The following is a 21846-nucleotide window of genomic DNA, read 5'->3' as shown; positions in this document are numbered from 1 at the left end:
ACACTTTCCGCTCATTGGAAATGCGGGAGAAGCCACCATGGCATGGGAAGAAAAGCCATATCACAAGATACCCGGCACCTATGTGTTCGACGGCAAACGGTCGGCGAACGCCTATGAGCTGAACAAAATGCTCTTTTCCTTCAACCGGGAGGAAAACCGCAAAGCCTATGAAGCAGACCCGGCAGCTTATGCTGACAAATACGGCCTGCCCGCCAACCAGAAAGACGCGCTCCTCAAGGGTGACTTCCTTGAACTGCTGCGCCAGGGCGGCAACATCTATTATATGGCCAAGCTTGCTGTTCCTGCCGGTTTCTCGGTTCAGGACGTTGGCGCCGCCTTCCACAACATCCCCACAGACGCCTTCAAGCAGCACCTCTTGGATCAAAGCGAAGGCTTTCAGGACAAGCTAGAGGAACGGGAAGGATACTGGCATGGCTAAGCTGATTGGCGGCATCACCACATCGCACATCCCCGCCATCGGCAACGCGATGGCAAACAAGCTGGAACAGGACCCATATTGGAAACGCTTTTTCGACGGCTATGAGCCGGTGAAAGAGTGGCTGGCTGAGAAGCAACCGGACATCGCCATTGTTGTGTATAATGACCACGGCCTGAACTTCTTCCTTGATAAAGTGCCCACGTTCGCACTGGGCTGCGCCAAAACATATGAGAATGCTGACGAAGGCTGGGGCCTGCCCTCATCCACCAACTTTGAAGGCGACGAGGAGTTTTCCTGGCACCTTGCCAACTCGCTGGTGGAACAGGAATTCGACATCACAACCTGCCAGGAAATGCTGGTGGACCACGGCCTTGTGGTACCCATGGGGCTGATGTGGCGGCACCTAGGCCATTGGCCCGTGAAGGTTATCCCGCTGGCCGTGAACACGGTTATTCAGCCGCTTCCGTCCGCCAAGCGCTGTCTTGACCTGGGGAGAGCGCTCGGCAAAGCCATTGCATCGTATCCTGAGGACAAAAAGGTTGTGATCATCGGCACGGGCGGCCTGTCGCACCAGCTGCAGGGCGAACGCGCGGGCATCATCGATGTGGATTATGACCTTGAGTGCATGGAGCACATCATCAGCGACCCGGATTGGCTGGCGCGGCAGAGCCACAGCGAAATCATTGAGAAAGCCGGTACCGAAGGCATTGAAGTGATCATGTGGCTGGTGATGCGCGGGGCGCTACCCGCCAAAGTAAATGCGCTGCACAAACATTATCACGCGCCCATTTCAAACACCGGCGCAGGCGTGCTGCTTCTGGAAAATCCGGACGCAGCCTGAAAAACCACCTGGAACAATCCAATACCGACCTAATACTGACAAAGGGAAGACCATGAAAACAGATGTAGCCATCATTGGCGCTGGGCCCGCAGGCTTGCTGCTTGGCCATTCGCTCCGAAAAGCCGGCATTAATGCCGTCGTCCTTGAACACCGGTCCGCCGAGCGCGTACTCTCCCGCATCCGGGCAGGCATTCTGGAACAGGTTTCTGTCTCACTGATGGATGAACTGGGCCTGGGCGAACGCATGCACGCAGAAGGCCTGCCGCACGACGGTTTCCTGCTGGCCGACGGCGAACGCAACATCCGGATCGATCTGAAGGGCCTTACCGGGCAATCGGTCATGGTCTACGGCCAGACAGAACTGACGAAAGACCTGATGGACGCCGCCCCAGAACGCGGCCTCGATATCATCTATGAAGCCGAAGGCGTCGAACTGCACGATGTGAACAGTGACAGCCCCTATGTCACTTACACCAAAGGCGGCAAGGAAGAGCGCCTGGACGCGCGCTTCATCGCCGGGTGTGACGGCTTCCACGGCCCGTCAAGGAAGGCCTTCCCGAAAGACTTCGGCGTGGAACACGAAAAAGTCTACCCCTTCGGCTGGCTTGGCATTCTGGCCGATGTGCCGCCCTGTAATGAAGAGCTGATCTACGCCAGCCACGAAAACGGCTTCGCGCTGGCCTCCATGCGGTCCAAGACCCGCAGCCGCTATTACATCCAGATTCCGCTGACCGAAACGCTGGAGGACTGGCCCGATGACAAGCTGTGGGACGAACTGGCCGTGCGGCTGGGGCCCGAAGCCGCTGCCAACATCACACGCGGCCCGGCGATTGAGAAGTCCATCGCGCCGCTGAGATCCTTCGTGTTTGATCAGCTCCGGTACGGCAGCCTTTTCCTGGCGGGCGACGCGGCCCACGTGGTGCCGCCAACTGGCGCCAAGGGCCTCAATCTGGCCTCATCGGATGTGGCCTACTTGTCTCGCGCCCTGATCCAGCATTTCAAGAACGGCGACGACAGCGGCATCGACAGCTATTCCGAAACCGCCCTCGCCCGCATCTGGAAATCAGAGCGCTTCTCATGGTCGCTGACCATGCTGATGCACCGCTTCCCGGACGCTGGCGGCTTTGACCGGCGCATGCAGGTGGCCGAATTGGACTATATCGCCCAATCGAAAGCGGCCCAGACAAGCATCGCAGAAAACTACATCGGGCTTCCCCTTTAGGCTTCCCCTATCCCTGAAAAGCCTAATGGCGGGGGAGGGTGAACACCGCCCTCCCCCACTTCCCAAACCCGAGAGCCCTGAAAAACAGCAGGCCGCTGAGCGCCACCAAAAGACCCAAGCGATAAGAATTTTCGATTCTTATCCGTAGAAAATCTTCACACCAACTCAAAAAAATCATACTTAATTGCAATTTACGCATATCCAGAAAACTCACCTGTTCCCCATCAGCGCCTATGAGACAGATTTGAGATATTGTTAAAGGAGGATTTTGGTCTCATCGTAATGACGTAAGGAATGAAGATGAGAGCAAAATCAGCAAGTTCAAAAAGCGGCGCCGAAAAGGCGGTCAAAGACATCCGCCGCGCCAACCGGCGCAAGTTCAACGCTGAAGAGAAGATCCGCATTGTGATCGAAGGCCTGCGCGGGGAGGGCAGCATCGCGGAGCTGTGCCGTCGGGAAGGTATCGCCCAAAGCCTCTATTATAGTTGGTCGAAAGAGTTCCTGGAGGCTGGCAAGAAGCGCCTTGCAGGCGACACTGAACGCGCGGCCACGACCGACGAGGTCAAAACCCTGAAGCGCGAGACACGCGACCTCAAGGAAGCGCTGGCGGAGCAGATGCTGGAGAACCGCCTGCTCAAAAAAAGCATGATCGGGGATGGGGAAGACCCCGCATGAGGTATGCGGGTGCTGAGAAGCGTGAGATCATCCGGTTAGTGGGCGAGAGCCACCTGCCGGTCAAGCAAACACTGGAGATGTTGGGCGTATCGCGCCCAACATTCTATCGCTGGCTGGACAAGCTGGAGACGGACGGCCCAGACGCGCTGGACGACAAGCCATCTGTGCCAGGCAAGGTCTGGAACCGCATACCAGAAAAGGTTCGGCAGCAAGTCACCGACATGGCGCTTGAACAGCCTGATCTGTCACCCCGCGAACTGGCAGTACGCTTCACTGACACGCAGAGATATTTTGTCTCTGAGGCTAGTGTATACCGCATGCTGAAAGAACAGGATTTGATCACCAGCCCCAACTGGGTGGTGATCCGGGCGGCTGATGAATTCCGGGACAAGACAACAGCACCCAATCAGATGTGGCAGACGGACTTTACATACCTGAAGGTCATTGGCTGGGGCTGGATGTATCTGTCCACCATCCTGGATGATTACAGCCGCCATGTGATCGCCTGGAAGCTGTGCACGACCATGAAGGCCGAGGATGTGAAAGACACGCTCAAGCTGGCCCTGAAGGCGTCAGGCTGTGACAGCGCGAAGGTCAGCCATAGACCGAGACTTCTCAGTGACAACGGTTCGTCTTATGTGGCGGAGGAATTGGCTCACTTCCTGGAAAGCCAGAAGATGAGCCATGTGCGCGGCGCACCCTATCATCCGCAGACGCAGGGAAAGATCGAACGCTGGCACCAGACGTTGAAGAACCGACTTCTGCTTGAGAACTACTATCTGCCAGGTGATCTCAAGCGGCAGATCGCCAGCTTCATCAAGCACTATAACCATCATAGGTATCATGAAAGCCTGAACAATCTGACGCCTGCCGATGTCTACTTCGGCAGGGGACAAGCCATTCTGGAGAAAAGGAGAAAAATCAAAGAAAACACCATCAGGCAAAGACGCTTGCTTCACCAGATGCAAGCTGCCTAAACTGAAACACAAACCTGAGACCAATCCTCCTGATCAATGGAGATAACCTGTCTCAAATGTTCTGACGACGGACACAAGTAATTTTTCGCACTGACCGCCGTTTTTTAAACCTTCTCGATCGCTCGGCTAAAGAAGCCGGGTTAAGTCGCAACAAATGGATACTTCAAGCTCTATCCATACAGGTCTATGGATCGAGAGGTGAGCGCATCGCGCAAGCGACGTTGCGTACATGTCAGACAACGCTGTTCTTGCTGGAAGCAACCTTGGGAAACAATGTCGCCCCCCAATTGCTGGAAGAAATCAAAATGGCATCCCGAAAGGTCGTGGAGAAGTATTATGACGCTTAATGTATTGCCCTTCATTCTCATTTGTCTCGCCTGTGCAATACCGCATGGGATAATTGCATTGCTGCAACAAGGAAAAATTGATGAGTTTCAAGCGATTGCAAATAAGTTTCAGAAGACACTCGCGGGCATTCAGTTGCTCGATAAACAGTTTACATCGGCAGCCGCGTTCGCTGACGATCTCGAAGGCATCAAAAGCTACATGGAGGCTCGCGACGGTCAAATTCACACCCTAATTGCAAGCACAAGAAAGCTGCACGACGAGTACAAAGCCGGACGCGGTGACCTTTCCCATTTTTTTGGCGAACTAGAGAAAGTTGTGACCGACCTAAAACACAGCTCTGAGGTAATCGACCACAACCTAGTCCAACTTCAACAAATCCTGCACACACACGACATTCAGCTGTCGCGACGCGGACACTTTTCATTTGGGAACTACGGTAGCTCCGATGAGTCAAAGGCTTGATCTGCAAAAGGGTATCCAAATGATCGGAAATATTCGAAAAATTCACGACGGCGAGGTGTTCGCTTACCTCGCCGAGGATAACTATTATGTCAATGACGACACAGTGAGGGACTCAGCTTGGTTCGGTGAATTAGCTCGAACAAGAAAGCTGATCGGACCAATAAACCAATCCTGCTTTGCAGACCAGGTGGCCCAAAATGCGACATCGGATGTCCGCGGCAAACCCGTACTAGGCTTTGACATTGTCTTTTCTGCCCCTAAGAGCACCAGCATTTTGGCGCTAGCGTTTGACCGCGACGAAATTAGGCATGCCCACCAGGAGGCCGTAAGGGCCGCTCTGGCTTATATCGAGCAGAATTGTCTTACGCACCGCATTTATGACAGGTCGGAAAAGCGCCAGACTTTGCAGCAATCATGCCGGGCGCTATTTGCTACATTCGAGCATCATGAAAATCGCGCTCTGGAACCACAGTTGCATACGCATTGCCTGTTGCTGCAGCAAACCGAAGACAGTTCGGGTCGCGTGCGGGCGCTAGAGACTCATAGACTTTTCCTGCACAAACTGGCGGCAGGGACATTGTACCAAAATGAGTTTGCCCGGCGCCTGCACGAGCTTGGCTACCAAACCCGATGGGACATGGGCAAAGGAACCTTTGAGATTGTGGGTGTCCCTCAAAATGTTACAGAAGAGTTTTCGACCCGCCGTGCTGAAATCCTAGAACAGCTCAAGGAGACGGGGAAAAGCTCGCACAGACGGGCCGACCTTGCCGCCCTGTTCACCCGAGCTGCAAAGCCGAAAAATATCGACCGGAAAGAACTAAAGCGAACTTGGCTAGTACGGGCCGAACAACATGGATTTTTACCTCATCACGCCTACGCTCTACGAGACATTGAACCGGTGAAAGCGTCGGTGTGTCCGAGAGCAATCATTGACCAGGCTGTGAGCCACCTTTCACAGATGGCCGCTGTCTTTGAAAAACGCCATTTGACGGTCGAGTGCCTGAAACGAGCTAGAGGCTACATTGCTGGCTCTCTCGTCCTAGACGCCATCGAACAGGCCATTGCAGAAGGCGCAATTCTGACGGCACCTGAGAACGGCGATTTCCTGACTACACCTGCCATGCAGGCACTGGAAGCATCCTTGCTCGACCATGAGAAAGACGGACGTAGCAAAATAGCTCCAGTTTATTCCGAGCTGGAAATCTCCCGGGCAGTGCGTGACGTGGCGTTGGATAGGGACCAACTGCAGGCCGTCGCACAGGTGCTCGCCTCATCGTCGCGGGTGGTCGGTATTCAGGGGTATGCGGGGACTGGCAAAACCACCTTGCTCTCGGCGGTACTGCGCCTTGCGGCACAGAAACGACAGCGCCTCATTGCCCTCGCGCCCTCAACACAGGCGGCAAAGCTTCTGCAAGCTGAGACCCAGATACCAGCGAACACGGTGCAATTCTTTCTGACCAAATATGGCAAGCTGGATGAAGGCACACCAGCATTAGAAAACGCGCGGGCGGCGTTTGCAGGATCGATCCTGCTTATCGATGAAGCCAGTATGCTATCGAGCAACCAGGTGGCGGACCTGTTTGAACTGCAGAAAAAGCTGCAGATCGCCCGCATCGTATTGGTTGGCGACAGGGAGCAATTGAATGCGGTCGAAGCAGGTCGCCCTTTTGAGTTGCTGCAAAGAGCTGGTATGGAATGCGCGAAGGTGCGAACCATCAGGCGCCAGAAAAATGAGGTCCTGAAAGGTGCGGTTATCGACACCATCAAGAAGGATATTGCTGCCGCGTTCCAGAAGCTCGGACCGGACATCGTGGAAAATGACGAACAAGACCTGTGTTACCTTGCTGCGCAAACATGGCTAAACCAGCCCCTGGATAAACGACAAAGATCGTTGATCCTGACACAAACTCGGGTTGAGCGGCATTTGGTGAACAGTATTGTCCGCGCCCACAAGCAATATATTGGCGAGCTTTCTGGTGACAGCGTCATGCTGCCGCATCTCACCTCCAAGAATATGTCAGTTAGCCAACTACGAGACGCCAACTTTTATGAAGCTGGGGACGTCGTGCTTTTCAACAAGCGATACGCCCGGCTTGGAGTGGATCGCGGCACCTATGCCAAGGTGCTGCAAGTCAATCAGCAGGACGGCAGTGTCCGGCTGCGGGTCGGGTACGACATCAAGACCTGGCGGCCTGACCTCGTCGCGGGCAACGCGAAGGGCGCCATTGATGTCTTCCAGCATGATCAAATCGAGTTGGCTCAGGGTGACGAAATCCGCTTCACACGGAACTTTCCCCGGCACGGCATCATGAACGGTACGCAATGCCAGGTGCTAGAGGTTGGCGATAAAACAGTTCGCCTGCGAAAGCAGAACGGCGAAATACTAGTCATGAACCGAGACCAAGCATCTATGCGCCACATAGACTATGCCTGGGCCTCGACCACCTATTCCGCCCAAGGTAAAACCGTGGATGAGGTGCATGTGGTAGCCAGCAGTCAGAAGGCCCATATGAACACGGCACAGTCGCTATACGTCCAGGTCAGTCGGGCGCGTTCCAGAGCTCATGTCTATACGGATAACCGCGAGGCACTCGAAATGCAGGTGATGAAAAGCCTGCAGCCAAAACCACGTCACGCTGTTGACTTGGCACCTCAATCCAGTTTCATGCAACAGATCACCGAGGCGGCCTTTGCCTTCTCGAACAAAATGAAGGCCCGGCGCTTACCAGCGAAAAGAAAGCCGCCACCGAAGCCTCAAAGCGGAATAAAAATGTCCATTTAGATCAAGTGGTTATCACTGTGATATCAGCCCACAAACAGACTCTAACCCACTGTTATCAAAAGGCTTTTTATCCTGCTACGCAGTAGCGTTGTGTGTATATGCGATTGCCTCGATCATCTAATATCAACAAAAGACAGGAACAAACATGCAATCAAAGCACTACCTCACAAAAGGACATCAGAGGTTCGCCAAACTACTCAGTTCTTGCCCGGAGCTTTTTGAGTTTTGGGATTTTTCGGAAGGTAGCATGAAGGCTGACGAGTTATCCGATGCAATAGGCTACATGTCACGAGGAGAACAGATTATGGCAAAATTTTTCGCTGCAGTTTGGTGGGGAAAAAACTCATGGAATTTTGACCTGATTGAGGCCGCAGGCTCTCTCGACCGCAGCAACAGAGAGATTGTCTCGAAGTGGCTGGCTGACCCGTTTTGGCCTTAAATGAGCATTTGAAATGCCCAGAAAAAAGAACATAATGTGAACAAATATGCCTTTACATAGAATTCACTGGGTACTATAAAACCCATAATGTCAAAATATGTCCCGCCGATAAACCTGGTGGCGGCAACACTTCAGGGGAGAGCCAAATGCAGGAGATGTCGTTTAAGGAATTGCGAGAGCATAACGCGATGTCGGTGGAAGAAGCGGCCCACCTGATGGGGGTAACTGTAAAGACCATCTATAGGTGGGAAAAGGGTGAAGTTGAACCCAAAGCTCATTGCTATGAGATTCTGCGTAACAAGCTGGCCTACAAACAGCAGTTCCGCAATCCCCACCCTGACTTCACATTCATCGATCTGTTTGCCGGGATCGGCGGTATTCGTCGCGGATTTGAAGCTGTTGGCGGTCAGTGTGTCTTTACAAGTGAATGGGATGATTATGCCCAAAGGACTTACCGCGCCAACTTCCATGACGACCATCACATTGTCGGTGATATTACCGAGGTAGACGAGGCAGACATCCCGGCCCACGATGTCCTTCTTGCCGGCTTCCCCTGCCAGCCTTTCAGCATTGCTGGCGTTTCCAAAAAGAATGCCCTTGGTCGCGCTCATGGATTTGAGGACGAAACCCAGGGCACCCTCTTTTTTGACGTATTGCGAATTATCAAACACCACCGTCCGGCTGCCTTCCTTCTGGAAAATGTGAAAAACCTGAAGTCTCACGACAAGGGCAATACATTCCGTGTCATCGAAGGTGCGTTGAAGGAAGCTGGATACGCGATCAGTACAAGAGTGATCGATGCGAAAGGCTACGTCCCTCAACACAGGGAACGCATCTTCATTGCTGGCTTCAGGGAAGATACAGGGTTCGACTTTGACAAACTCAAGTTTGCCGACCCCACCAAGGGCCCAAAGCTTGGTTCCATTCTTCACCATGAAGGCGAGGAACCAGAAGCGTCACATGATTATCTGCTCCGCGATGATCGGGAAAATGCAAACGCTGCCTCCTACGTGAATCCGAAATATACCCTGACAGACAAATTGTGGGCCTACCTGCAGGCATACAAGGAGAAGCACCAGGCAGCTGGTAATGGTTTTGGCTTTGGTCTGAATGGCCCGGATGACACTGCCCGCACCCTTTCTGCAAGGTATTACAAGGACGGAAGTGAAATCCTGATCGAGCAGGAGGGAAAGAACCCCCGCCGCCTTACACCTCGTGAGTGCGCCCGGCTTATGGGGTACGACAGCTCGCGAAAACCCGAAATGATCATCCCTGTCTCTGATACCAGAGCATACAAGCAATTCGGGAACAGTGTTGTAGTGCCGGTGATTGAGGCAATTGCAAAAGATATGTTGCCTCACATCCAACGAATACTTGCCAACACCAGCCACCCAAGTGAAGTCGCTGCGGAATAGATCGAAGAATGGCTGACATTGTATCCCGGGAAAAACGGAGCCAGATGATGTCGGGCATCCGGGGTACAAATACCAAACCTGAAATCCTGATCCGAAAAGCACTTCATGCCGAAGGGTTCCGCTTCCGCTTGCATGACACGCGCCTTCCCGGCAAGCCCGATCTGTTTCTTCCCAAGTACCGTGCCGTCATCATGGTCCAGGGATGCTTCTGGCATGGCCATGACTGCAACCTGTTCAAATGGCCAAAGACCAGAACAGATTTCTGGCAAAAAAAAATTGGTAGCAATCGGATGAGAGATACTCTTGTTCGCAAGGAACTAGACGACCTTGGGTGGCGAGTAGCCGAAATCTGGGAATGCGCGCTAAAGGGTCGAACGCGTCATCCGTTCGAAGAACTTATCGGTGCAGTTACTTCATGGTTGAAATCAGACAACCCCTATGCTTGTTTCACAGGGAACAACAGGGAAAGGGTTGGGAGTGGCATTGGAACTCACTGAGCTCACGCGGCTTGATGTCGTCGTCGGCCTGATGAAAGAACACGGGGTTAGAACGCTTGTCTTCAAGCGCCTCGCACCGAATGACAACTCCAAGAACCAGATCTATCTCGGCGGAAACTATTCTGCGCTTCAGCTTCTGCCATTTGGCAAGGTCTATGCTGACGAAAGCCGCAAGGACAGCAAGCGGGACCGCTTCAAAGCCGATCTGCCTTTTTTCTGGATGAATGCAAATGGCGGCCTTTTCCCTGCCCCCAGCGCACAGCTGATCCTGTATCCCAAATATCCCGAAGTCCGGATGTCCGGCTTCCTGAAAGGTGCCGAGTTTGCCCCCAAAGGCTATCTCACCAGCAGAGCTCCGGGACGGATCATGTTATTGGGCATTACTCGCGACCGGCGCATTATTGGCCATGTAGTCGGCGCTGACAATCCATTGTCTCGTGAGCTTGAAGTTTACGACAGTGACGGTGTTTTCAGCACTGTATTCCAGGAACAGACCGACGCAGACACTCGAACGCAACTACTCGACAAGCTGCGCGAAATTCATGAAATGGGCTGGGTAAATTCTTGCAAGCTGGACAGTACTGGAAACATCCAGCCCTACAAAGCCCAAAATGGCGGGGGATATACGCTGGAGGCCCTGCTCGGCGTTACCCCAAACGGAGACAACGAACCCGACTTCCTGGGCTGGGAAATCAAGCAGCATAAAGCCAGGCTTGATAACCCATTGTCTGGCGGTGCAATTACCCTCATGACGCCCGAGCCCACTGGTGGAATCTACAAGGAATCCGGAATAGTTCCATTCATCAGGCAGTTTGGCTACCCCGACAAAAGCGGCAAACCGGACCGGTTCAATTTTGGGGGCGTTCACAAGTTTGGTGAACGACAAGCATCCACAGGTCTTACACTGACCCTATCCGGCTATGACCCTGACACTAAGAAAATTTTCGATATCAACGGGGGGATTACACTCCAAGGTGACAGTGGGGAGAATGCCGCCATTTGGCATTTCAGCAGCCTTCTTGAGAAATGGAACCGAAAGCACGCGCAGGCAGCCTATATCCCGTCGGAGAAAGGTCCCGGCCAAATACCTCAATACCGATACGGCCACACCGTAGCTTTGGGCAGTGGTACTGATTTTGGAAAGTTCCTGTCCGCCATGGCCAAACAATCCATCTATTACGACCCCGGTATCAAGGTCGAAAACCTGACCACTACGCCGAAGGCCAAAAAGCGCAGCCAGTTCCGGATCAGACCTCCTTTCATCCCAGACCTTTATGAACGGGTGGAGACTATCAGTTTATGCCCTTAACGTCGTCAGAATACTTGAGGGCCTATGCATCTATTCAATTGGGGAGAAAATCATGGCACTTTCATTAATTGCAATCGATCGACTACCCAGCCCCAATTTCTTTGCGGGCACACCGCCACGGAAGCAACCGACACTTCTTGTCGTAAAATGCTGTCAAATCGTTGGAGCAAAGAATGCCCAAGGTTATTGAAAACCCGCCAAAAGCTAAGCCGCTTATGACCGGTGCTCGTTCCATTGGTAATTATGACTTGGCTGCAGCAATCTCTGACTTGATTGACAACTCAATAACGGCTGGAGCAGGAACGATCAAAATCCAATGCAGCTTTAATGAAGGCCACCCCATAGTCTCCGTAGAAGATGACGGCAACGGAATGTCCGAATCTGAGCTGATAGAGGCGATGCGGCCTGCTGCATTTGACCCAGAGGACAAAAGAAATGCCGACGACCTTGGCAGATTCGGCTGGGGCCTGAAATCGGCATCCCTATCTCAGGCACGAAAATTGACTGTATTAACCCGCAAAAACAACAAGGCCTGTGGAGCCACATGGGACTTAGATAAAATTGAAAACTGGGCAATGACAGTGTTTAATGATCAGGAAGCTTCGGAGGAACTTGAATCAAACAATTGTCAGCTTGCTAGAGGCAAATCTGGCACGCTAGTTCTTTGGGAAAAGTGCGACAGGCTTTCCGACAATGGCAAGATCACGCAGTCCGACTTCAATTTTCTCATTCGAGCAGCCGGAGAGAAGCTGTCCCTTGTTTTTCACCGCTATCTAGGCCTGAAGGATTCCGCACGCCTGAAAATCACTATTAATGGCCGAAAACTGTCGGCAAGCGACCCATTTTTCATTAGTCACCCAGCCACCCAACCCATGCCTACTGAAGTGATCGATTGGGGTGCCGAGGGCTCTATGAAAATTACTCCCTTCGTGATCCCACATTTCTCGAAGCTATCTAACGAGGAAATGGCCCAGGCTGAACGTGAAGAAGGCACACACAGAAACCAAGGGTTCTATGTTTATAGAAACAAGCGGCTCATTATAGATGGCACTTGGTTTGGTGTTTTTCGCCCTGGCGAACTTTCCGATCTAGTCCGAGTGCGAATTGATATTCCCAACACCATGGACATGCTTTGGAAAATCTCAATAGATAAAAACGATGCAAAGCTTCCGCTTGCACTGAAAAAGAGACTACGTGAGGTATTGCGCTCGGTCAGGACAAAATCAACACGAGTGTATCGCCATCGGGGCAGTCGGCTTTCTGATAGATCGGACCATCCAGTTTGGAAAAGGATACAGAAAAATGGGCGAGTGCGTTTTGAAATCGATCGCACTGGCCCCTTGGTTGGTACATTTATGGAATCGCTTTCGCCTGAAGAAGGGGTGAAATTCGAGAGTATTCTAGCGGTCATCGAACAAAGCGTTCCTGCAAGCCAGATGGCTGCAGGTTCCGAAAACCAAGATTTTCTTCAGATCGACCCTGATAGGTCCAGTGTCTCAACACTAGTTAATAGGCTCTTGCCTCTGGCCGTCGAACATTTCCGTGGCAAATCGGGAAATCTGATCGACCTTATTTGTGAAATAGACTTTTTTTCCGACAAACGGGAAATAGTAGTAGCGGCACTAAAGGAGTTGGATTGTGGATGATATTTTAGCAGATATCGCAACCGTTATTCAGAAAAATGTCTTTGACGGCAAGCTTGTCATTGCCCATCCCTCAGATATCAGGCGCGCAATCGACTCTAACCAGCTAGTAAAGATCACAAAGCTTGATGAAGACGCCCGCAAAAAACTGGAGCAACTACTTGGAAGTATGCTCGTGGTTGTACGCGAGAAAAGTTCTGAAATCACCAAGGACTCCGAGCCCTGGCTACATCTCAGGAAGGAAAGCATCAACTTCCAGTTCTGGGACAGGTTCAGATCATACCTACTCCACAAACATAGTTTTCCCCAGAATGTACTAAACCGACTGGACGAAGACACAGATAGGATTATTGACCTTTGCGGCGACCCTCTTACGCAAGGAGCCTGGCGGCGTAGCGGCTTGGTAATGGGGCATGTCCAGAGCGGCAAGACAACCAATTACTCAGGAGTTATAGCCAAAGGGCTGGATGCCGGTTACAGGATATTCATCCTTTTCGCCGGCATCACCAACTCTCTTCGATCACAAACTCAGGAAAGGATTGAAGAAGGCATCACAGGAAAATCCACAAGAACCGACAAGGCCATAGGCGTCGGACTGCTGAAAGAAATCGAGATTCACCCGACTTGCTGGACCAGCGTTGATGGAGACTTCAATAGCCAGACAGCTCAGGTTACCCAGAATCTCAGCGATGGTGGCGCACATGTCTTTATCCTCAAAAAAAATGTTCACACCATTGGACACCTTCTTAAATGGCTCAATAGATCGGTCGGAGGCGGCGTAATCTCGGCTCCAATGATGCTCATTGATGACGAAGCCGACAACGCATCTATCAACACATCAAAAGACAAAAACAAACTCACGGCTATTAACCGTGGAATCAGGAAGTTGTTAGAAAAGTTCGAAAAAGCTACTTACGTTGGATATACCGCTACGCCTTTCGCCAACATTTTCATAGATCATGAATCCGATGAGGAAATGCGCCATCAGGAAGCCCTGGGAGACGATCTGTTTCCCAGAAACTTCATCAAATCATTGGGGGCTCCAGAAAACTATGTTGGTGCGGCTAGGCTTTTTGGCGATGAAGACCCGTCTCGGGCCCTAAACCATACAGTGGTCGAGGTCGAGGACTACAAAGATATTTTACCTCTGAAACACAAAAGAGAAGAAACCAATCTAACCGAACTACCACCTTCACTGTACCACGCCATACGGATGTTCATCCTTTCCTGTACCATAAGGAAGAAAAAGGAACATTGGGACCGTCACATGACGATGATGATCAACGTCAGTCGGTTTAACGATGTTCAAACACAGGTTGAAAACTTAGTTACCGACTATATCGATGAGTTGAAAAACAGCTTGTTCACAAACGGCAATCAGGGTCAGAAAGCGCTCGAGGATCCGCATATACGAGATCTTCTAAATTCGTTCAACGGCGAGTTTAAATCTGACGACACTGGCTTCAGTCGTGTTGAAGACTGCAAAGAATTCTCTTTCATCGAAGACCTACTCCCGGAAATAGAGACAGTGCTGCGCGCTATCCGCCCACAAACAGTAAACATGAGAACCGGCCCCCTTGATTACAGCAAGGCGCCGGGGCAAAAAGTCATTGCCATTGGCGGCCTTGCACTATCTCGTGGCCTGACGCTAGAGGGGCTATCTGTCAGTTATATCCTTAGAAATGCGTCCGCATCAGATACGCTTATGCAAATGGCCAGATGGTTCGGGTATAGAATCGGGTATGAAGAGCTTACCCGGGTCTACCTCCCTGTAACCTCCCATAATCACTACAAGCACATTCATAATTCTATCGAAGAGCTGAGACATGAACTCGCATTGATGGAAAAACAGGGCAGAACTCCACTAGAGTTTGGGCTAAAAGTGCGCAACAGCCCCACAGGCATCCTGATAACTGCAGCCAACAAGTCTAGGGACGCAAGTAACCTGATGTTCTCTCGCAGCTTTGAGAATAAGCATGTCCAAGCCTATCTCCTTCAATCCAATGAAGCTGTAAGAAAACACAATTGGGATCTGTCAGCGAGGCTCCTAAGCGATATCTCCCGACCACAGGAAACTTTAAGTGGACCAGGTGCATTCGCTCGCTGGAACTGCGACGTTTCCATAGTCCTAGATTATTTGAATGAGTTCAAAATACCAGATTCACATTTTGACCTTGGGAAATATCGAAGGGCAACTTCGCTAGTCCATGATTACATATTCGACAGAGCTGGGGATGAACTAAAGGACTGGGACGTAATCTTGCCAATGTCAGGAAACTACCCTCATGCGGAAATTGATCTTTCACCCCACCTTATTGGCGTTAAACCTAGGATTCGCCATCAATGCCGAGGCATCAGGAGTCAACCGGGAGAGTTTAAACTAACAGGCAAAAATATGGCTGCGAACCCGAGAGATATATTCCTGGGCCTTCCAAAACAGGACGGCATCGAAGGGGAAATATTCGCCACAAGGGAAAAGCCTCTTTTGCTTATACACATGCTACATTGCATGCAGAAAGCAGACAGTCTGCATGAGTCAGAATCTCATACTGGTCTGAGTGCGGACGGCGACCTTCATTTTACGTTCAGTATTGTATTCCCCGGAACCAACGTAGCTTGCAGACCCGTTAGCTACCTCGCCAACAAGGTTTGGATCCGGATGTTAGAAGACGCCGAAATCGAGGATGATGATATTGATGATGACTATGACGCAATGATGGCAGAGGGGGCAGGCTAATGAGTGACCAATGGGACCTAATAAACACTCCAGAAGAAAACGGCACGTCCCTAACGCGGGTATTAGAAGGATCACACAACCATAAATTCTGGAGAGGTAAAAACCAGGATGGCAACCTTTTAATGCAGTATGAAGGACAGTTTGACGCTGATCAGATCGATATACCCCATAGCACGCAGGCAATTAAGGTAAGTGCAAGCTGCCTGGACAACCAGACGAGCGTTATCGAATTTACGCTAACAGAAACTGAGGAACGAGAGTTGTTTCGGGTTCTCTGCCGCAACCTCATCGAATGCGTCAAAGACATTAGTGGCCAACCTGACCTCAACATTGCCCGGCGAATTCTTATGAGATACCGCCGCTGGCAGGACCTTCTTCACAAAGCGAAAACCGACACTTTAAGCGAACAGGCCCAACTGGGATTGTTTGGAGAGCTATTTTTCCTGAGGCACTACGCCATGGAGTATCTCAATACTGTTGACGCGGTATCCGCGTGGAGAGGACCTCTCGGGGAAGAACAGGATTTCAGTGTTTTGGGCAAACTTATAGAAGTAAAAACCCAGAAAAATTCCAGCGATCGCAAAGTTCAAATATCTAGTGCCGAGCAGCTCGATATCTGTTCGGGCCCTATTTTTCTTTTCCATCAAACCTTTGCGCTAACCGGCACAGAAGGAACATCTCTTAACGAATTGATTGAAACAATCATCCAATCCGTTGGCGCGGAAAACATCACATGCCAGGACGAACTCCACCACAGATTACTGGAAGCAGGTTATGCCTATTCCGCTGAATACGATCAAAGAAAATACATTCCCTGCAAAACAACGTTCTATGATGTATCTGAACACTTTCCGGCTATCAGAGCTTCATTACTTACAGCTGGTGTTTCTGACGTAAAATATAGAATTTCACTGAATACCTGCACGGGCTTCCTAATGGACAAACAGGTTTTTCTAGAGGAAGTTTTCAATGTACCAAGCACTTGAAGAACAGTATCTGGAACTGAAAAACACTGTTCAGATCAACGCATATGCGGATGCTGAGTTCGTTTCTACAGCTTTTACAGAGTATTTGGGTGAAATTGCTGCAAATGCCGGAGATACGCCAGATCTCAACAGCACTAGTATAAGGCACAACGGCAGCCTGCCATACAGAGTTGATGGATTCGAACTGAACAAGAATAACAGAGAGCTTGTCCTTGCCATTACCCACTATGTGCAGTCGGAAGAAATCCAGACAATTAATGCAGCGGAATCCGACCGCCTCTTTCGTCACTGCATTCAGTTCTTTCGCAATAGTCTGTCGCCAACATTTATTGATTCTCTCGAAGAATCCAGTGATGACTTCTACCTCGCAGACCTTATACGAACTAACCTTCCTTTTATCAAAAGAGTGCGCATAGTTCTCTTTACCAACGCAGTCTCGTCTAGACGAAAAGAGATCGAAACCGAGCTTCTGGGCGATATTCCTGTCACGAAAAACCTATTTGACCTTGTGCGGTATGTGAGGGTTCTCGATTCCGGATCTGCAACTGAACCTATCACAATAGATCTGACAGACTTTTCATCTAATGGCCTCGCAGCCTTGAAAACCCCAGGGAGTACAGAGGACTATGAATCTTACCTGTGCGTAATGCCGGGGGAGCTATTGGCAAAGATCTATGAGACTTATGGCACAAAACTACTAGAGCAGAATGTCAGGGTATTTTTGCAGGCAAGAACTAAGGTCAACAAGGGCATCCTGGAAACTATTAGCAAAAAACCTGAAATGTTTTTTGCTTACAATAATGGCCTCACTGCAACCGCCTCCGAGGTCAACATAGTAAACGATGGGAAGAACGGCTTACTAATCAGGTCTCTTACCAATCTTCAGATCGTAAATGGTGGTCAGACAACTGCTTCAATATTATACGCGCAAGACTTAAACAAAGCTGACCTTAGTAAGGTTTCCGTGCAACTCAAGCTGTCAGTAATTCCACCAGAGAAAATCGAGGAAATTGTTCCCAACATATCCCGCTTTTCCAACACGCAGAACAAGGTGAGTGAAGCCGACTTCCATAGTAGCCATCCCTTCCATTCCTTTATGGACAGGCTTTCTAAAAGGATCATCACACCACAGGTGGAGGCGGGGCGGCCAAGTTCTAAGTGGTTTTACGAAAGGGCTAGAGGTCAGTTCCGCAATGCCCAACTGTATATGTCACAGTCTGAACGCAACCGCTTTCTCTCTGAATTTCCAAAGGAGCAGGTCCTGCTCAAAACCGATATCGCCAAGTATGAACTGTCCTTTGCCTGCACTCCTGATGTAGTCAGCAGAGGAGCTCAGAAGTGTTTCATGGAATATATGAAGCATGTACAGAAGGAATGGGAAAAAAATCAAAATAGCTTCAACGAGTTGTTTTTTAAGGAACTTATCGCACGAGCAATTGTTTTTCGTTCCGTCGACAACATAGTAGCCAATGCGGATTGGTACAAAGCTGACCGCGGCAATAAAGCACAGACAGTGACTTACACAGTGTCATACCTTGTCCATTATGTTGAACAGCAAAGACGCAATTTCGACTTACTGAAAATTTGGCAATCGCAAGAGCTTCCAGACAGACTTGTATCTGTATTCGAGAAGACTGCCCAAATGGTCAAGCAACACATTCAGAACACTCCCCCGGATGTAGCCATGGTAAGCGAATACTGTAAACGTTCAGACTGTTGGCAGACCCTTAAAAGAAATACGCCTGACTTTCCAATGCATCTGAACGAATACACCATTACAATTGAAGATGCCTCGGAACAGGCCAGAGATGCGAAAAGAACAGAAATTATTGACGCTGACATAGAGCTCGAAAAGCTCCTTCTTCAGCTGGCGCCAATAGCCGAGAATATCAGGTCTGATGCAACAAGGTTGCGCCTGCTTACACCGACCACTTCCCGGGTTCTGGATAAAATGGGTAGTTACAAATTCAGTTTTTCAAAATCAGAAAAGATATCAATAAAGGATCTCTTAGCAGAACTGGAGAAATACGAAATCAAATACGTCGCCCCTAAGCCTGATGGGAAGGGATGAATTGATTAGCCCCTAGATTCGTGAAAATAGCCACAAGCTATATCACCATGGATAACAATTGACGCATAAAATGTAAGCGGTGATTTTCCCCCACGTTCCGTATGAGTTCATGATCTGCCACAAGGTGCAGGGAGTGATTTTGTCCATGGGAGGCCATATGGAGCTACAGCGTGAGAGTGATGTCGTTTCGCAGATTGTCATGACGCCGAAGGGTCAGCGGCGATGGCCTGATGAGGTGAAGGCGCGGATTGTAGCGGAGACGTTGAGGGCGGGCGCGACGGTAGATGGTGTTGCTCGGCGGTATGACCTTCGTCCCAACCATCTGTCGACCTGGCGACGCCTGGCGCGACAGGGCAAGCTGGTGCTGCCGGAGGATGACGAGGTCGGCTTCTTTGCTCCTGTCTGTGTGGAGGACGATGCGCCGTCCCGGTCGGGGTCTGCGCCCATCCTGGCTGGCACGGTCGATGTCATCTCGGGCGGTGTTACGGTACGGCTTGACGGTGCAACGCCAGCGGCGCGGATTGCCGAGATCGCCAAGGCGCTCGGAGCTCTTGGGGCATGATCTTCCCATCCAATCGGGTGCGTATCCTGGTAGCGACGAAGCCGGTGGACTTCCGCAAGGGCCACGACGGATTGGCGTCGCTGGTCCAGTCTGAGCTCAGGAAGGATCCTTTCACGGGCACGGTGTTTGTGTTCAGGGCGAAGCGGGCCGACCGGTTGAAGCTTCTCTATTGGGACGGCAGCGGTCTGGTGCTGGCCTACAAGCGGCTGGAAGAGCACAGCTTCACCTGGCCCGAGGTGCACGAGGGCATGATGACGCTGAGCCATGCCCAGTTTGAGGCTTTGTTCGCCGGTCTCGACTGGCGGCGGGTGACGCCGCTCCGGGCGAGGACACCGAAGGTCTGACAAAGTCTCTGGATAGCTGCGGCAGAGTGACTCAGGGAAACAATAATCCTGCCGCTCGGGCCGCTGTTTTGCTATGGTCTGATCATGTTCAAAGAGACCGACCTTCCCGATGATACCGAAGCCCTGAAGGCGATGATTATCGCCCAGGCAGCAGAGCTTGCCGCGAAGGAAGCTGTGATCATCCAGAAGGAAGGCGTGATCTCCGCCAAGGAGGATTGCATCACCCGGCTTGAGGCGCTGGTGAAGGCGTTCCGGGCAGCCATGTTCGGGCGGCGTTCCGAGAAGCTCGATCCGGATCAATATGACCTGGCGCTTGAGGATATCGAGGTTGGGATTGTCGCCATCGCCACCGAAGACAAGACCGCCGCCCAGGCTGTGGAGAAGGTTCGCCAGCCGAAGAGTGAGCGCGCCAGTCTGCCGCAGCACCTTCCACGTATTGATGAGGTCATCGAACCCGAGAGCACTCTCTGTGCCTGTGGCTGCCACATGCATGCGATTGGCGAGGATGTGTCGGAACGGCTGGATATCATCCCGGCCCAGTTCCGGGTGATCGTCACCCGCCGCCCCCGCTATGCTTGCCGGACGTGTGAGGATGGTATCGTCCAGGCGCCTGCGCCAGGCCGCCTGATCCCAGGGGGCTTACCGACGGAAGCCACAGTGGCCCAGGTTCTGATCTCCAAATACGCCGATCATCTCCCGCTCTATCGCCAGAGCCAGATTTATGCCCGGCAGGGCATCAAGCTCGACCGGTCGACACTCGCTGGCTGGGTCGGGCGGGCAGCGTTTGAGCTCAGGCCCGTGTATGACTGCCTGCTCAATCAGCTCAAGCGATCATCGAAACTCTTCATGGACGAGACGCCGGTGCCCGTCCTGGACCCCGGGCGGCGCAAGACCAAAACCGGCTATCTATGGGCGCTGGCGCGCGACGACCGGCCATGGAATGGCGAGGGTCCACCCGGGGTGGCCTTTCTTATGCACCGGGCAGAAGTGGCCAGCATGGTGAGGATATGCTCTCAGGCTTCAGGGGGACACTGCAAGTGGACGGGTATGCTGGCTATAACCGCCTTGCTAGACGGGCGGAGGCGCCGCTCAACCTCGCCTATTGCTGGGCTCATGCCCGCCGCAAGCTGATGGATGTGGCAAAGAACAATGTTGCCCCGATCGCTGAAGAGGGCCTGAAGCGCATCGCCGTCCTCTACCGAATTGAGGCCGACATCCGGGGCCAGAGTGCTGACGTGCGCCTCGCGGTCAGACAAGAGCGTGCCGCACCGCTGATGGACGCCTTCAAGATATGGCTTGACCAAAGCCAGGCGCGGGTGCTGGGCAAATCCCCGCTCGGACAGGCACTGGGCTATATCACCAAGCACTGGGACGGGCTGAGCCTGTATCTGACAGACGGGCGCGTTGAGATCGATAACAACACCGTCGAACGCACGATCCGGCCAATTGCCCTGAACCGGAAGAATGCCCTCTTCGCCGGTCATGATGTCGGCGCCCAGAACTGGGCTGTCATCGCGTCACTGATTGAGACCTGCAAACTTAATGCCGTCGATCCCCAGGCTTGGCTCACTCAGACATTCTCGGCTATCGTCACCGGCCACAGGCAGGCCGACATCGAAGGTCTGCTGCCCTGGAACAGGAAAGTTGCGACAACAGAGGGTGCCCCATGACATTGTCAGCCAATGAAAAGGCCACTATTACCGCGACATGCCAGACCTTTATCGACACCGTCCTAAAGCTGCGCTTCCTGCCGGTCGTCAATCAGACACCCTTCAATTACCCCGTCGATATCCAGGGGAAATGGCATGGCAGCAAGTATCGCTTCCTGCAACGCTACCGGTCGGGCTTTCCTGAGAACCTCGGTGAGGAGTTCGATGCACCCTTCGTTCGCATCGACTGGATCGGCCAAAACAGGTTCGATGTCCAATGGCATCGCCATACCGGCCAATGGTTCCCTGTCCACCAGGGCTTATCGCTCAAAGCCGCCCTCAAGGCCATTGAAACCAACGAGTTCCTCCACCCGGTGTGAACACAATAGCCCGATTGAGAGCAGCGTCACTGGCTCCCATATAGACGTGGGGGAAAATCACCGCTTAC

General features: G+C 51.8%; 17 protein-coding genes and 1 pseudogene. All 18 read left to right on the top strand.

From position 1 onward, the window contains the following. Positions 1-37 precede the first annotated feature (37 nt). The 18 genes and pseudogenes from KORM41_RS17305 (at position 38) to KORM41_RS17215 (ending at position 21778) form a co-directional block, all read left to right on the top strand. Positions 38-439, top strand: a complete 402-nt coding sequence (locus KORM41_RS17305; protein ID WP_068151208.1) for a protocatechuate 3,4-dioxygenase — start codon at positions 38-40, stop codon at positions 437-439. Continuing rightward, positions 432-1280, top strand: a complete 849-nt coding sequence (locus KORM41_RS17300; RefSeq protein ID WP_068151203.1) for a class III extradiol dioxygenase family protein — start codon at positions 432-434, stop codon at positions 1278-1280. Before KORM41_RS17305 ends, KORM41_RS17300 begins: the two co-directional genes overlap by 8 nt. Positions 1281-1332: 52 nt before the next feature. Continuing rightward, entirely contained in the window at positions 1333-2502 is a 1170-nt protein-coding gene (pobA, locus tag KORM41_RS17295) for a 4-hydroxybenzoate 3-monooxygenase (protein WP_068151199.1), read from the top strand. Between the two features lie 300 nt (positions 2503-2802). Further along, positions 2803-4154 (top strand): IS3 family transposase gene (locus KORM41_RS17285; RefSeq protein ID WP_156432039.1). Its coding sequence is split into 2 segments (ribosomal slippage): positions 2803-3139 and positions 3139-4154, totalling 1353 coding nucleotides; the frame shifts between segments, so codons are not numbered across the junction. A 336-nt stretch (positions 4155-4490) separates the two neighbouring features. Continuing rightward, a complete protein-coding gene (locus tag KORM41_RS17280) occupies positions 4491-4964 on the top strand; it encodes a hypothetical protein (protein ID WP_068151193.1) in 474 nt (157 codons plus the stop codon). A gap of 19 nt (positions 4965-4983) precedes the next feature. Further along, positions 4984-7746, top strand: coding sequence for a MobF family relaxase (gene mobF / locus KORM41_RS17275; RefSeq protein ID WP_197421243.1), 2763 nt, complete (start codon positions 4984-4986; stop codon positions 7744-7746). Positions 7747-7891: 145 nt separating this feature from the next. Further along, a complete protein-coding gene (locus tag KORM41_RS17270) occupies positions 7892-8185 on the top strand; it encodes a hypothetical protein (protein WP_068151186.1) in 294 nt (97 codons plus the stop codon). Between the two features lie 146 nt (positions 8186-8331). Beyond that, complete coding sequence (gene dcm, locus KORM41_RS17265; RefSeq protein ID WP_068151184.1) at positions 8332-9600, top strand: DNA (cytosine-5-)-methyltransferase; 1269 nt, start codon at positions 8332-8334, stop codon at positions 9598-9600. A gap of 8 nt (positions 9601-9608) precedes the next feature. Then, entirely contained in the window at positions 9609-10097 is a 489-nt protein-coding gene (locus tag KORM41_RS17260) for a very short patch repair endonuclease (RefSeq protein WP_068151181.1), read from the top strand. Then, positions 10078-11406 (top strand): MvaI/BcnI family restriction endonuclease, encoded by a 1329-nt coding sequence (locus tag KORM41_RS17255; protein WP_197421241.1) that lies wholly within the window; start codon positions 10078-10080, stop codon positions 11404-11406. The genes KORM41_RS17260 and KORM41_RS17255 overlap by 20 nt, the downstream gene beginning before the upstream one ends. A 173-nt stretch (positions 11407-11579) precedes the next feature. After that, positions 11580-13052: an ATP-binding protein gene (locus tag KORM41_RS17250; protein ID WP_068151175.1), complete on the top strand. Its 1473-nt coding sequence runs from the start codon at positions 11580-11582 to the stop codon at positions 13050-13052. Beyond that, positions 13045-15786 (top strand): Z1 domain-containing protein, encoded by a 2742-nt coding sequence (locus KORM41_RS17245; protein WP_068151172.1) that lies wholly within the window; start codon positions 13045-13047, stop codon positions 15784-15786. Before KORM41_RS17250 ends, KORM41_RS17245 begins: the two co-directional genes overlap by 8 nt. Beyond that, on the top strand, positions 15786-16772 hold the full coding sequence (locus KORM41_RS17240; protein ID WP_068151169.1) for a PD-(D/E)XK motif protein: 987 nt from the start codon (positions 15786-15788) through the stop codon (positions 16770-16772). Before KORM41_RS17245 ends, KORM41_RS17240 begins: the two co-directional genes overlap by 1 nt. Beyond that, positions 16756-18843 (top strand): AIPR family protein, encoded by a 2088-nt coding sequence (locus KORM41_RS17235; RefSeq protein ID WP_068151166.1) that lies wholly within the window; start codon positions 16756-16758, stop codon positions 18841-18843. The genes KORM41_RS17240 and KORM41_RS17235 overlap by 17 nt, the downstream gene beginning before the upstream one ends. A gap of 157 nt (positions 18844-19000) precedes the next feature. Next, on the top strand, positions 19001-19405 hold the full coding sequence (gene tnpA / locus KORM41_RS17230; RefSeq protein WP_197421011.1) for an IS66-like element accessory protein TnpA: 405 nt from the start codon (positions 19001-19003) through the stop codon (positions 19403-19405). After that, positions 19402-19749, top strand: a complete 348-nt coding sequence (tnpB, locus tag KORM41_RS17225; protein WP_068146674.1) for an IS66 family insertion sequence element accessory protein TnpB — start codon at positions 19402-19404, stop codon at positions 19747-19749. The genes tnpA and tnpB overlap by 4 nt, the downstream gene beginning before the upstream one ends. A gap of 84 nt (positions 19750-19833) precedes the next feature. Next, positions 19834-21419 (top strand): annotated as a pseudogene (tnpC, locus tag KORM41_RS17220) (IS66 family transposase). After that, complete coding sequence (locus tag KORM41_RS17215) at positions 21416-21778, top strand: DUF3024 domain-containing protein (protein WP_068146672.1); 363 nt, start codon at positions 21416-21418, stop codon at positions 21776-21778. Before tnpC ends, KORM41_RS17215 begins: the two are co-directional and overlap by 4 nt. Positions 21779-21846: the final 68 nt, after the last annotated feature.

It is taken from the genome of Kordiimonas lipolytica, assembly GCF_001550065.1.
This window is presented reverse-complemented; position numbering and strand designations above follow the sequence as displayed.